The sequence below is a fragment of the Zoogloea sp. genome (genome assembly GCF_030157465.1).
In the GTDB taxonomy this organism is placed as follows: Bacteria; Pseudomonadota; Gammaproteobacteria; order Burkholderiales; family Rhodocyclaceae; genus Zoogloea.
The window spans coordinates 1-12349 of sequence record NZ_JAOAUU010000145.1 but is presented as its reverse complement, the minus strand read 5'-3'; the positions used below and the strand labels follow the sequence as shown (position 1 = coordinate 12349).

Here is a 12349-nt window from a genome sequence, read left to right as displayed (position 1 = left end):
TAATTCAAAACCACACATCAATTCATTTGGCCTAATTAATTCCAAATGAATTTCACGCATAGTCACCCACATAAGGATTGCTTTCACGTTCCTCGCCGAAATTCGACATCGGCCCATGGCCGGGAATGAAAGCCACATCCTTGCCCAGCGGCCAGAGTTTGTGACGGATCGAATTCACGAGTGCAGCGTGATTGCCGCGCGGGAAATCGGTTCGGCCGATTGAGCCGGCAAACAGCACATCACCCACTACCGCCAGTCGCGCCGAGGCGCTGAAGAAAACCACGTGTCCCGGCGTATGGCCGGGGCAATGCAGCACGTCCAGGGTTTCCTGGCCAATGCTGACGACATCACCGTCGACCAGCCAGCGGTCAGGCGTGAAAGCCTCGACCTGCGGAAAACCGAACATCTTGCTCTGCTGGGGCAGCGCATCAATCCAGAAACTGTCTTCCCGCTCGGGCCCCTCGATCTTTACGCCCAGCTGGCGGGCAAGTGCTGCGGTGCCGCCGGCGTGGTCGATATGTCCGTGGGTCAGGAGGATCTTTTCGACATCGAGCCCCAACTGCCCTGCCGCATCAAGGATGCGCTCCACGTCGCCACCGGGGTCGACCACTGCCGCCTTGCGCGTGACATCGCACCAAAGCAGCGAGCAATTCTGTTCGAAGGGCGTAACGGGAACTATTTTGTACTGGAGCATGGCGAAGGGTCGGTGCGGCTGGATACGGGATTCAATGATGTACTGGATACAGACTTGGCTGCCCGGTATTGAATACCGGCATCGCTGATATCTTGCGATCGGCAAAGTTTATCACGCACTAAATCGGTGACCACAAACCCTGTCGTCTCCCCGGAGCCTGCAAACCCCACCTGACACTCTTGTTTTCATTCCAGAACCATTTCCTGGAATGCAAATGTCAGAAAGCCTTGCGCACTGTGTTGCGGGAATCATTGGCGAAACACTTGCCGGCAAAGGAATGCGGAAATGTCATGCCCGGAAGGAAAATGCTTTCTGATTATCAATTAGATATGCCAATTGAATAACCCGGATTTTTTGCGCGCTTCAGAGGCGCCAATCAGCGTGGCGAGCCGGGGGGTGTTCCGTGGGATTCGGTCAGCTTGATATAGCGCAGCCGGTCCTGCTCGTAGCGGCTGCGGATCGCGTCGATCTCGCGCTTCTTGGCTTCGATGACCGAAGCCTGGGCGGCCAGTTCGCTGTCGGATTCGCGCAGGGCGGCGGCCAGCGGAATCGGCATCGGGCGCTTCTGGTAGAACTCTGCTTCGCGACTGAGGCTCTCGCGCTTTTTTTGAAGCTGGGCGTGGCGGGCTTCGGCCCGCTTCAGATCCTGGTCGACGCCTTCGACGGCCCGGTCGCGTCGGGCTTCGATGTCGGCAACGCTGGAGTAGGTTTCAAGCAATGACTGGTTGCGCCGCAACTCGGCCCGTTGGCGGGCCAGTTCGGTTCGCCGCGCCCGCTCCTCGGCATCCCGGCGGGCCAGTTGCTCGGGCGTCAGCGGTGCCTCGACGATGCGCCGCACGGTGCCCTGCGGGCTCATTTCCCGGTAGCTCTTGCCGAAGCATTGCATCGGCAGGACATCACCACACACCTGGTGCCCGTTATCCATGCAGCAAAAGACCGACCCCCGCGAGGGCGTCTGGGCCCCCACAGGCAGTGTGGCCCAAAGCGCAAGGAACAGGGCGTGGCGACGCATTGTGCTCAGCGCTCGTCGGTCACGCCGTAGGTGTCGCGATAGCGCTGGACCGCGGCGAGGTTGGCGTTGAGGGCCGGGCTGTCGTGCAGATAGCCGATCAGATCCTTGAGGGTGGCCACCGCCAGCACCGGAATGCCGTAGGTGTCGCGCACTTCCTGGACGGCCGACAAGGTGCCGGTGCCGCGCTCCATGCGGTCGAGGGCGATCACCACCGCCGACGGCGTGGCGCCGTGGGCACGGATGATTTCGACGGATTCGCGCACCGAGGTGCCGGCCGAGATCACGTCGTCGAGAATGGCCACCCGGCCGCTCAGCGGTGCGCCGACCAGCGTGCCGCCTTCGCCGTGATCTTTGGCTTCCTTGCGGTTGAAGCAGAAAGGCAGGTTGTGGCCGTGCCCGGCAAGCTGCATGGCGGTGCCGGCAACCAGCGGAATGCCCTTGTAGGCCGGGCCGAAGAGCATGTCGCAGGGAAGCTCCGCTGCCAACAGCGTGCGCGCGTAGAAATCGCACAGCCGGCCGAAGGATGCGCCATCGTTGAAAAGACCGGCATTGAAGAAATAGGGGGACAGGCGTCCCGCCTTGGTAACGAACTCTCCAAACCTGAGTACGCCTTTGTCGCAGGCGAGTTCGATGAAATTGCGGCTAAAATTCACGTCGTTTCCAAAAAATGGACCAAGTTACACAAAATGTTACGCGTCGTAACCGCCAATCTCAACGGCATCCGCTCTGCAAGCGTGAAGGGTTTCCTCTCCTGGCTCAACCGGCAAAATGCCGATGTCGTCTGCGTCCAGGAATTGAAAGCCCAGATCCCTGATCTGGCGCCGGAAATGAGCAAGCCCGGCATATTTACCGGCCACTTTCACTGCGCCGAAAAAAAGGGCTACAGCGGCGTCGGCATTTATACCCGCAAACCTGCCGATCGCATCATAGAAGGTATTGGTCATGCCGAATTCGATGCCGAAGGGCGCTACCTGCAGGCCGACTTCGGAAAGCTCTCGATCATTTCCCTCTATCTGCCCTCGGGCTCCAGTTCGGAGGAGCGTCAGGCCGCAAAGTTCCGTTTCATGGCGCTTTTCCTGCCGCGCATGGCCGAACTGCGGGCCAGCGGTCGCGAAGTCATCGTCTGCGGTGACTGGAACATCGCCCACCAGGCCATCGACCTCAAGAACTGGCGCTCCAACCAGAAGAATTCAGGCTTTCTGCCCGAAGAGCGTGCCTGGTTCGGCAGCCTTCTGGACGAACAGGGCTGGGTGGATGCCTACCGCCGCCTCCATCCCGAGGCAACCGACGCCTGTTACACTTGGTGGTCGAACCGCGGCCAGGCCTGGGCCAAGAATGTCGGCTGGCGGCTCGATTATCAGATCGCCACGCCGGAACTTGCAGCACGCGCCTTACGCGCCGAGGTTTACAAGGAAGAGCGTTTCAGCGATCACGCGCCGCTTATCGTGGATTACGACCACCCTTTCATGGGATGACATCCGGGTTGGAATTGACGGCCGGCTGCCCTTCTCTCTTCAATAGTAATTCACCATAGCAATTTGCAAGGCGATTCTTTTTGGGTATTTGACATCGAGACAAGCCGCAAAGCCGATCGTCTCCCGTATCCGGCCTTGAGCGGCGGGGCCGGCTCCGGATCACGCCGGCCGGGTTTCGCGGCCGTGTCGAATTGCCTTCTGGCAAGTTTGGGATTAGCCTTGTGGTGGAGTCCGTCGCAATGGCGGCGATCGGGCAGTTTTCAATTTCTAGCCTTCGATACAGTCATCACCCTGGAGATCACCATGAGCGACGCACAAGTAACCAAGGACAAACTCGTTTCCGACTTCAAGGCCGTTGTGGCCGACACCGAAGAGTTGCTCAAGCTCACCGCCGGTCAGGCTGGCGACAAGGTGGCCGATGTTCGCGTGCGCCTCAACGACAAGCTCACCGCCGCCAAATACAAGCTGCAGGATCTCGAGGCTGCGGTCGTCCAGAAGACCAAGGCCGCCGCCCGTGCTACCGACGACTACGTCCATGACAACCCCTGGAAGGCTGTCGGCGTTGCCGCCGGTGTCGGCTTCCTGCTGGGTCTGCTGGTCAATCGTCGTTAAGCGCCGGCTCGCATGAGCGATCCCGCGCACACGCGCCTCGGCGAGTCCCTCAAGGGCCTTGCCGACTCCGGGCTGGCAACCGTCCAGACCCGGCTTGAGCTTTTCTCCGTCGAGCTGAAGGAAGAGAAGCTGCGTGCCGGCAGTTTCCTGTTCGATTCGGTGCTTGCCGCGCTTTTCATCGGCTTTGGTTTCGTCTTCCTGCTGGCTTTTCTCACCGTTCTGTTCTGGGACAGCCACCGCCTGCTTTCCCTCGGCCTTGCCACTACCGGCCTGTTTGCTGCCGGCGTCTGGGCGGGCACCCGTGCGGCGGCACGCCTGCGCGCCGGTTCGCGGCTGTTTGCCGCCAGCCTTGCCGAGATTGCCCAGGACCGGGAAGCCCTGCGGCCCCGGGAATGAACCCCAAGCTCGTCGAACTGGCCCTGCGCAAGCAGCGCCTGCAACTGCGCAGCGCCGAGGAGCGCGAGGCCTTTGTTCGCCACGCCCAGGCCCTCACGCCGGTTTTTCGCGGTGTAGACCGGGTCGTGGATGGCGTGCGATGGGCTCGTGACAACGCCCCCATCCTGTCCGGCATCGGCATCTTCCTGCTCGTTGTGCGTCCCCGCGCTGCGCTGCGCTGGGCACGACGTGGCTGGCTGGGCTGGCAACTGGTGCGCCGCGTCCGCACTCTCGTTTCCTGATTCGTATTCCAAGGCTGTGATGACGGTAGACCTCGAAGAAATCCGCCGTGCCCGTGACGAAGCCGATTGCCTGTGCACGGCCGCCGAAGTGGACGCCGCGCTCAACCGCCTCGCCTCCGACATCACGACCCGCCTGCAGGATAAAAATCCGTTGATCTACGCGGTGATGAACGGTGGCCTGGTCCTGGCCGGCCGGCTGCTGCCGCGTCTGCCCTTTCCCCTGGAGCTGGCCTACCTCCATGCCACCCGCTACGGCCATGCACTGGAAGGCACCCTGCTCGACTGGCGCGTGCGGCCCACGCAGGATCTGCGCGACCGCACGGTGCTGGTCCTCGACGACATCCTCGACGAAGGCCATACCCTCGCGGCGATCATCGATTACCTGAAGGCCGAAGGCGCCCGCGAAGTGGTGTCCGCGGTGCTGGTCCATAAAATCCACGACCGCAAGGCCTTTGCCGGCATGCGCGCCGACTTTACCGGGCTGGACGTGGCCGACCGCTTCCTGTTTGGTGGCGGAATGGACTACAAGGGTTACTGGCGCAACGCGCCGGGGATTTACGCGCTGAAGGGGCACTGAGCCCGCTTCAGCGCATCCTTTCAGGCCGCCTCAGCGCGGCGCGCCGAACATTTCTGCCACTGCCGCCGGGTTCGACGGAAAGTAGAAGTGCACATACGACGCCGTCAGGCGTCCGACCCGATACACCGCCTCCCCGTCGCGCCCCGTGAGTGATTTGGCGCGGGCGACGGGTTCGAGCGGGGTTTCGCTTTTCGAGTAGTGGAAGGTGTGCCCGGTGATCCGCCCTTCAGGCAGCTCGGCCACCTGCGAGCCCAGCGCCGCCAGGCGGGCCTGCATGCGGGTGTGGCCGGCGAGCAGGCTGGCGCCGGGGTGAGTCACGCCTTCCTTGTCCGTCAGGGTTTCGAAGAGGCTCATCATGCCGCCGCATTCGGCCAGCAGCGGTTTGCCGGCGGCCGCGTGGGCCTTGAGATCGGCCTGCCAGCGCGCGTTGGCGGCGAGTGCCGCGGCGTGGAGTTCCGGGTAGCCGCCGGGCAGCCACAGGGCGTCGCAGGCGGGGAGCGGTTCATGGGCCAGCGGCGAGAAAAACCTGAGTTCGGCACCGAGCGCCTGGAGGGTGTCGAGGTTGGCCGGGTAGATGAAGCCGAAGGCGGCGTCGCGGGCAATCGCGACGCTGCGCCCGGCCAGCAGCGACTTGGTGGGCGGCGCGGCCACGGCCGGAAACGCCACGGGCGACGGCAGGTCGGCGGCTCCGGTGCGGGCCAGGTGGTCGGCGAGGCGATCGAGGCGCGCGTCGAGATCGGCGATTTCGGCGGCCTGCAGGATGCCCAGGTGGCGTTCGGGCAGCGCGGCGTCGTTGTCGCGGGGCAGGGCGCCGTACCAGGCGATGGAGGGCGGCAGGCAATCGCGCAGCAGCGTGGCGTGGCCCTCGCTGCCGACGTGGTTGGCGAGCACGCCGGAAAACGGCAGGTCCGGCTGCCAGGTGGCGAGGCCGTGGGCGATGGCGGCGAAAGTCTGCGCCATGGCCTTGGCGTCGATCACGGCCATGACCGGAATGCCGAAGCGCCGCGCGATGTCGGCGCCGGACGGATTACCGTCGAACAGCCCCATCACCCCTTCGACGAGGATCAGGTCGGCGTCCCGGGCGGCGGCGTGGAGTCGCCACGCGGCGTCTTCGGCCCCACAGATGCCGAGATCGAGGTTATAAACCGGCGCGCCGCTGGCGACGGCGTGGATCTGCGGATCGAGAAAATCCGGCCCGCACTTGAACACGCGAACCTTGCGCCCCTGGCGCACGTGCAGGCGCGCCAGGGCGGCGGTGACGGTGGTCTTGCCCTGGCCGGACGACGGTGCGGCAACGAACAGGGCGGGGCAATGGGCGCTGGTCACTGGCCATCCTCCGGGTGAAACCATGCCAGCCGCGATTGCAGGCTGACCACGTCGCCGACGATGGTGAGCGCCGGCGGGGTGATGCCGGCAGCCTTGACGGCCTCGGGGAGGCCGGCCAGATCGGAGGTGACGACGCGCTGCGCCTTGGTTGTGCCGCGCCGCACCACCGCCGCCGGCGTGCTGGCGGCGAGGCCGTGGGCGACCAGTTGGCTGCAGATCGTCGCCAGCTGGGTGATGCCCATGTAGAAGACGAGGGTCTGCTTGCGGCGGGCGAGCATGTCCCAGTCCAGGTCCACGGTGCCGTCCTTGAGGTGGCCGGTGACGAAGATGCAGGACTGGGCGAAGTCCCGGTGGGTCAGCGGAATGCCCGCATAGGCGCCGATGCCGGCCGCGGCGGTGATGCCGGGCACAACCTCGAAGGAGATGCCGGCCTTGACCAGTTCTTCCACTTCCTCGCCGCCCCGGCCGAAGATGAACGGATCGCCGCCCTTGAGGCGCACGACCCGCTTGCCCTTGTGCGCCAGCTCCACCAGCAGCGCGTTGATGTCGGGTTGCGGAAGGGCGTGCTGGGAGGCTTTCTTGCCCACGTAGATGCGCTCGGTGCCGGCCGGCACGCAGTCGAGGACTTCCTGGCTGACCAGGTTGTCGTAGACCAGCACGTCGGCTTCGAGCAGCAGGCGGGCGGCGCGCAGGGTCAGCAGTTCGGCGTCACCGGGGCCGGCGCCGACGAGGTAGACCCAGCCGGCTTGGGCCGGGCGGCGTTCGCGGGGGAAGGACGATTCGGGCACGGTCAGCGCTCCACAGGCAGATTCAGGAAATCAGGCATTCAGCGGCTTGCGCCACAGGGCCAGGCGAACCGGCGCGGCCGGGGCAAAGCGCAGCCGGCCGGCAACCGTGTGGCCGCAGGCGAGGCTCAGCTCCTGCCAGGCTTCGGCGGGCACGTGGGTGGCAAAGTTGAGCAGGTCGGCGCGGGCGTGGTCGTCTTCGGCGGTGGCCACCAGCCGGCCGCCGGGGGCAAGGCGCGCCCAGGCGGCGGCGAGCCAGTCGGACAGGCCGATGCCGCCGCGCACGAAAACAGCTTCAGGCACGGGCCATTCGTGGCAGCGCTGGGGCGACGCACTGGCCACGGCGGAAAGGTTTTCACCCACGCCGGCACGGGCCATCGCCACGCCGAGCAGGCTCGGCTCGACGCCCACCGCGCGGACGCGTGCGGTAGGCACCGCCCGCGCCCATTCCAGGGCCAGGCTGGCTTCGCCGTCGGCGATCGCCCAGCCGGTTTCCCAGGCGGCCGGTTGCAGCCAGGCCAGGGCCAGGGCGCGGGCCGACAGCGGCAGCGCGGCGGAGGCTTCGTCGCCGAGCGCTGCTTCGGAGAGGCCGGGCAGTTCGGGGAACACGCCGGCCGACGGGCCGGTGGCGACGATCAGCACCGCGTGGGGGTCGAGCGGCTCGCGCAGGTCGGCCAGTTCGGTGGCCAGCCAGGCCTTCGACTGCATGCCCTCGCCGGTGAATTCGCATACCCACACGCGGGCGCCGGCAAAGCCGCTGTCGACCAGCAGCCGCGCCACGGCGCCGGGCACGCCGGCATCGGCCACCGGCACGGCCAGCAGGCGGTGGGCGCGCAGCTGGCCGCGCAGGGCCGCCAGCGGGGCGCGGCGCAAATCCACGACCGACACGATTTCGGCCGAGATTCCGAGCGCCGCACAGGCCGCCTGCACGCGGCCCACGCCGGGCAGCACGCGCACACGGGCCGGGCCGAGTTCGGCGAGGAGTTCGGCCGCCGGGCCGTCGCCGGCTGCATCGCCGACCACCACCAGCACGCTGCCGGCCTGGCCGACGTGGTGCAGGTCGAGGTGGGCGGAATCGGCACCACAGAGTTGCTGGGGCACATCGAGCTGCAGGCCGGCCAGGCGGTCGAGGGCGTCACCGGTGCCGAGCACGACACGGGCGGCGCGCAGGGCGGCCAGCGCATCGGCGGAGAGGGTGGGCGGCTGGTCCAGGCCCAGGCTGATCACGGTGAGCGGCGGCAGCGGGGCGGCTTCGGCCGGCGCTTCGATCGCCTCTGGCGGGGCGGTGGCGATTTCGGCGCTCAGGGCAGGCTCGGCCGTGGCGGATTCGGCGTCGGCGGCTTGAGGCGCAGCGCCGATGTCCGGCAGTTCGGCTTGCTTGCCGCTGTCGTCCGGGCGCTCGCCCTTGCTGCGACGACGCTTGCGCTTGCGGCGGGGGCCGACCGGGGCTTCGGCTTCGGGCGGGGTGTCGGGGGCGGTTTCTTCGGTGGCCGCGGGTTCCGGGGCGGCATCGAGCGGCGTCGCTGCGTCGTCCGGCGGCAGGGGCGCCTCGGCGACGGATACATCGCCCGGCCAGTCGTTCAGTGCCGCGCAAAGGGGCGCGATTGCAGCGGCCAGCCCGGCCGGCATGGCCAGGTCGGATTCTGATTCGGGCAGGGTTTCAGCGGCAGCTTCGGCCTCGGGCGCGGCTTCCGTCGGCAGGGTGCCGAACAGATCTGCAGTTGGCGGCATTTCGGCCTGGGCGGGCTTGGCTTTCGGCTTGCGCGGAGCCCGTCGGGGTTTGGCGACGCTGGCTCCGGCCAGGGCTGCGTCCGCCTCGGCGGACGGTTCTGCGCCGGTCTCGGGCTCGGGCACGGCTTCGGCTTTCTTGCGCGTGGCGCGCGCCGGCACCTTGCGTCGCGGGGCGGGTTTGGCGGCTTCGTGGGATTCCGCAGTCTCGGGCGTGTGGGCAGGGATGTGTTCTTCGTTCATGACTGTCGGCAGTGCCCATGCACAACCGGAAAAACGGGGTCGCAGGATAGCACGAAGCCTTTTCCGGCCGCGGGGCCGGATGGCCGCGGAAAAATTCAAGTTTTACGCCAAAGATTCGAAAACAAACTCTCGTACGCTAGACTTGCATATCCGGAATAAACAGAGAAAACAGGGGACAAAAATGATCAGAATGAAACTCATCGCCATCGCCTTTGCTGCCTTGGGCAGCAGCGGGTTCGCCATTGCCGGCGACGACCACGGCGGCCCGGTAACGCCGCGTCCCTACACCACCGGCGCGACCCTGACCAAGGCCGTGCAGGCCAGCATCACCCCCGACAAGGCCATCGACATCCTCAAGGCCGGCAACGCCCGCTTCGTGGCTGACAAGCCCCTCAAGCGCAAGCTCAAGGCCCAGGTGCACACCACCGCTCTCGGCCAGTTTCCTTACGCCAGCGTGGTCGGCTGCATCGATTCCCGTGCTGCCCCTGAGGTAGTCTTCGACCAGGGCGTGGGCGACATCTTCACCGCCCGCGTGGCTGGCAACACAGTCAACGAGGACATTCTCGGTAGCCTCGAATACGCCGCCAAGGTAGCCGGCTCACGCTTGGTGGTGGTGCTCGGCCACACCAGTTGCGGCGCCATCAAGGGCGCCTGCGACGACGTGAAGATGGGCAACCTGACGACCTTGCTGGAGAAGTTCAAGCCGGCTGTCGCCGCCGCGTCGACGCCCGGCGAGCACAACTCCCACAACCATGCTTTCGTCGATGACGTTACCGAACTCAACGTGAAGCAGGTCGTCCAGAAGATCCGTGACCAGAGCCCGATCCTCAAGGCCATGGAAGACGAAGGCAAGATCCGCATCGTGGGCGCCCTGTACAACACCAGCAATGGCAAGGTGAGCTGGTACTGAACCGGTCCCCCGACCCGGATGTAACGAGGCCCGCAATAGCGGGCCTCGTGGTTTCTGGCTGTGTGAGGGCTACACCAGAACGCGTTCGATACCGCCGTTGTTGGCCTTGGTGACGTACTCTGCCATCCAGTTTTTACCGAGGATGTGCTTGGCCATCTCGACGACGATGTAGTCGGCATCCACGCCACCGGCGTCGCCGCTGTAGCGCGACAGGCCCTGCAGGCAGCTCGGGCAGGAGGTGAGGATCTTGATCGGCGTGGCCGCGTCGGCGCCGCGGAGCAGCTCGGCGCCCTTTTCGATCTCTTCCTGCTTGCGGAAGCGCACCTGGGTGGAGATGTCCGGACGGGCCACCGCCAGGGTGCCGGATTCGCCGCAGCAGCGGTCGGACAGATCGACCCGCGTACCCATCAGCTCGTTGGCCACCTTGATGCCGGAATGGACCTTCATCGGGGTGTGGCAGGGCTCGTGGTACATGTAGCGGGTGCCGCTGATGCCGTCGAGCTTGAGGCCCTTTTCCATGAGGTATTCATGGATGTCGAGCAGCCGGCAGCCGGGGAAGATCTTCTCGAACTGGTACTTTTGCAGTTGATCCATGCAGGTGCCGCAGGACACGATCACCGTCTTGATGTCGAGATAGTTGAGCGTGTTGGCGACCCGGTGGAACAGCACCCGGTTGTCGGTGGTGATCTTCTGGCCGGCGTCTTCTTCGCCCGCGGCGGTCTGCGGGTAGCCGCAGCACAGGTAGCCCGGCGGCAGCACGGTGGTGGCGCCGACCTGGTAGAGCATGGCCTGGGTAGCGAGGCCGACCTGGCTGAACAGGCGCTCGGAGCCGCAGCCCGGGAAGTAGAACACCGCATCCGATTCATCGCGCTTCAGTTGCGGGTTGCGGATCACCGGGACGATGGTGTCGTCCTCGATATCCAGCAGCGCGCGGGACGTGCGCTTGGGCAGCCCACCCGGCATCGGCTTGTTGATGAAGTGGATGATCTGGGCCTTGATGGCCGGCTTGCCGAGGGTTGCGGGCGGGTGCTGGACCTGGTCCTGGATCAACCCGAGGCTCTTGCCGATGCGGTGGCCGAGGCGCTGGGCCTTGTAGCCCCACTGGATCATGCCGGTGCGGATCAGCTTGATGGTGGCCGGATCTTTCGCGGTCAGGAAGGCCATCGCCGCGGCCTTGCCGGGGTTGAAGGATTTTTTGCCCTGCTCGCGCAGCAGGTTGCGCATCTTGATCGACACGTCGCCGAAGTCGATGTCGACCGGGCACGGCTTCTCGCACTTGTGGCACACGGTGCAATGGTCGGCCACGTCCTCGAACTCGGCCCAGTGGGCCAGCGACACGCCGCGGCGGGTCTGCTCCTCATACAGGAAGGCCTCGATCAAGAGCGAGGTGCTGAGGATCTTGTTGCGCGGGCTGTACAGCAGGTTGGCGCGCGGCACGTGGGTCGAGCACACCGGCTTGCACTTGCCGCAGCGCAGGCAATCCTTGATGTCGTGGGAGATCTCGCCGATGGCGGTCTGCTCCATGATCAGGGATTCATGCCCCATCAGGTTGAAGCTGGGCGTGTAGGCGTTGTCGAGATTGCCGCCGGGCATCAGCTTGCCACGGTTGAAACGGCCTTCCGGGTCGACCTTTTTCTTGTAGGCCCAGAACGGGCCCATCTCGGCGTCGGTGAGGTAGTCGAGCTTGGTGATGCCGATGCCGTGCTCGCCGGAAATCACGCCATCGAGCGAACGGGCCAGCGCCATGATGCGGTCCACCGCCTTGTTGGCGGTTTGCAGCATCTCGTAGTTGTCGGAGTTGACCGGGATGTTGGTGTGCACGTTGCCGTCGCCGGCGTGCATGTGCAGGGCCACGAAGACGCGGCCGCGCAGCACCTGCTTGTGCACTTTCTTGAGGCCTTCCCTCACCGGCGCGAACAGCACGCCGTCAAAGATCTTGTCGAGGCGCGAGCGCAGTTCGGTTTTCCAGGACGTGCGAACCGAGTAATCCTGCAGGCGGTGGAAGAGGATCGGGTTGGCGGCACGGTTCGTGCGCTCGCCCGCCACCACGCCGTAGTCGGCGAATTGCGGTTCGGCCGCGGCCAGCGGCAGGTCGAGGTTGTCGAGCAGCCACTGCCAGCGGCGGCGCACCTGGGCAATGTGCTCGAGGGCGTCCTTCACGTGGTCGCCGATCAGCTCGTCGCGGGAGATGGTGGCGTCGCCGGTGTCGAGGGGCAACTCGCCCTGCAAAAATTCGGTGAGCGCGTCGCACAGGGCCAGCTTGTTCTGCGTCGACAGCTCGATGTTGATGCGCTCGATGCCGTCGCAGTA

The 12349-nt window shown here is 65.6% G+C and carries 13 protein-coding genes; 6 read left to right on the top strand and 7 right to left on the bottom strand.

What is annotated here, in order from left to right; all coding sequences use genetic code 11:
• Positions 1–52 precede the first annotated feature (52 nt).
• The 3 genes from Q1W26_RS17770 to pyrE all read right to left on the bottom strand — a co-directional run bounded on the left by Q1W26_RS17770 (position 53) and on the right by pyrE (position 2359).
• Positions 53–694: an MBL fold metallo-hydrolase gene (locus Q1W26_RS17770; protein WP_300442893.1), complete on the bottom strand. Its 642-nt coding sequence runs from the start codon at positions 692–694 to the stop codon at positions 53–55.
• A gap of 376 nt (positions 695–1070) precedes the next feature.
• Positions 1071–1619 carry a hypothetical protein gene (locus tag Q1W26_RS17765; protein WP_300442892.1) on the bottom strand — a complete coding sequence of 183 codons (549 nt, stop codon included), beginning with the start codon at positions 1617–1619 and terminating at the stop codon, positions 1071–1073.
• 92 nt (positions 1620–1711) lie between these two features.
• The gene (gene pyrE / locus Q1W26_RS17760) at positions 1712–2359 is read right to left on the bottom strand and encodes an orotate phosphoribosyltransferase (protein ID WP_300442890.1); all 648 of its coding nucleotides are present in this window, start codon (positions 2357–2359) and stop codon (positions 1712–1714) included.
• Between the two features lie 33 nt (positions 2360–2392).
• Between pyrE and Q1W26_RS17755 the strand changes: the two genes are divergently transcribed.
• The 5 genes from Q1W26_RS17755 to Q1W26_RS17735 all read left to right on the top strand — a co-directional run bounded on the left by Q1W26_RS17755 (position 2393) and on the right by Q1W26_RS17735 (position 5047).
• Positions 2393–3181 (top strand): exodeoxyribonuclease III, encoded by a 789-nt coding sequence (locus Q1W26_RS17755; protein WP_300442888.1) that lies wholly within the window; start codon positions 2393–2395, stop codon positions 3179–3181.
• A 303-nt stretch (positions 3182–3484) separates the two neighbouring features.
• Positions 3485–3793, top strand: coding sequence for a DUF883 family protein (locus Q1W26_RS17750; protein ID WP_300442886.1), 309 nt, complete (start codon positions 3485–3487; stop codon positions 3791–3793).
• A 12-nt stretch (positions 3794–3805) separates the two neighbouring features.
• Positions 3806–4189: a phage holin family protein gene (locus Q1W26_RS17745; protein ID WP_300442884.1), complete on the top strand. Its 384-nt coding sequence runs from the start codon at positions 3806–3808 to the stop codon at positions 4187–4189.
• Positions 4186–4470 (top strand): YqjK-like family protein, encoded by a 285-nt coding sequence (locus Q1W26_RS17740; protein ID WP_300442882.1) that lies wholly within the window; start codon positions 4186–4188, stop codon positions 4468–4470. Before Q1W26_RS17745 ends, Q1W26_RS17740 begins: the two co-directional genes overlap by 4 nt.
• A gap of 19 nt (positions 4471–4489) precedes the next feature.
• Positions 4490–5047, top strand: coding sequence for a hypoxanthine-guanine phosphoribosyltransferase (locus tag Q1W26_RS17735; RefSeq protein WP_300442881.1), 558 nt, complete (start codon positions 4490–4492; stop codon positions 5045–5047).
• 30 nt (positions 5048–5077) lie between these two features.
• On the opposite strand, the gene Q1W26_RS17730 is transcribed toward Q1W26_RS17735, so the two are convergent.
• From Q1W26_RS17730 to Q1W26_RS17720, 3 genes are read right to left on the bottom strand one after another with little or no spacing between them, the layout of a single operon-like run.
• The gene (locus Q1W26_RS17730) at positions 5078–6397 is read right to left on the bottom strand and encodes a cobyrinate a,c-diamide synthase (protein ID WP_300442880.1); all 1320 of its coding nucleotides are present in this window, start codon (positions 6395–6397) and stop codon (positions 5078–5080) included.
• On the bottom strand, positions 6370–7161 hold the full coding sequence (cobA, locus tag Q1W26_RS17725; RefSeq protein WP_300442878.1) for a uroporphyrinogen-III C-methyltransferase: 792 nt from the start codon (positions 7159–7161) through the stop codon (positions 6370–6372). The genes Q1W26_RS17730 and cobA overlap by 28 nt, the downstream gene beginning before the upstream one ends.
• A 30-nt stretch (positions 7162–7191) precedes the next feature.
• Complete coding sequence (locus Q1W26_RS17720) at positions 7192–9129, bottom strand: SAM-dependent methyltransferase (protein WP_300442876.1); 1938 nt, start codon at positions 9127–9129, stop codon at positions 7192–7194.
• 181 nt (positions 9130–9310) lie between these two features.
• Between Q1W26_RS17720 and Q1W26_RS17715 the strand changes: the two genes are divergently transcribed.
• A complete protein-coding gene (locus Q1W26_RS17715; RefSeq protein ID WP_300442874.1) occupies positions 9311–10039 on the top strand; it encodes a carbonic anhydrase family protein in 729 nt (242 codons plus the stop codon).
• A 69-nt stretch (positions 10040–10108) separates the two neighbouring features.
• Here Q1W26_RS17715 and Q1W26_RS17710 read toward each other — a convergent pair.
• The coding region (locus Q1W26_RS17710; RefSeq protein WP_300442872.1) for a DUF3400 domain-containing protein at positions 10109–12349 on the bottom strand (2241 nt) is incomplete at its 5' end.

Coding starts and splice junctions, on each gene's coding strand:
- Q1W26_RS17770 (WP_300442893.1), bottom strand. CDS start 694: ATGCTCCAGTACAAAATAGTTCCCGTTACGCCCTTCGAACAGAATTGC.
- Q1W26_RS17765 (WP_300442892.1), bottom strand. CDS start 1,619: ATGGATAACGGGCACCAGGTGTGTGGTGATGTCCTGCCGATGCAATGC.
- Q1W26_RS17755 (WP_300442888.1), top strand. CDS start 2,393: ATGTTACGCGTCGTAACCGCCAATCTCAACGGCATCCGCTCTGCAAGC.
- Q1W26_RS17750 (WP_300442886.1), top strand. CDS start 3,485: ATGAGCGACGCACAAGTAACCAAGGACAAACTCGTTTCCGACTTCAAG.
- Q1W26_RS17745 (WP_300442884.1), top strand. CDS start 3,806: ATGAGCGATCCCGCGCACACGCGCCTCGGCGAGTCCCTCAAGGGCCTT.
- Q1W26_RS17740 (WP_300442882.1), top strand. CDS start 4,186: ATGAACCCCAAGCTCGTCGAACTGGCCCTGCGCAAGCAGCGCCTGCAA.
- Q1W26_RS17735 (WP_300442881.1), top strand. CDS start 4,490: ATGACGGTAGACCTCGAAGAAATCCGCCGTGCCCGTGACGAAGCCGAT.
- Q1W26_RS17730 (WP_300442880.1), bottom strand. CDS start 6,397: ATGGTTTCACCCGGAGGATGGCCAGTGACCAGCGCCCATTGCCCCGCC.
- Q1W26_RS17720 (WP_300442876.1), bottom strand. CDS start 9,129: ATGAACGAAGAACACATCCCTGCCCACACGCCCGAGACTGCGGAATCC.
- Q1W26_RS17715 (WP_300442874.1), top strand. CDS start 9,311: ATGATCAGAATGAAACTCATCGCCATCGCCTTTGCTGCCTTGGGCAGC.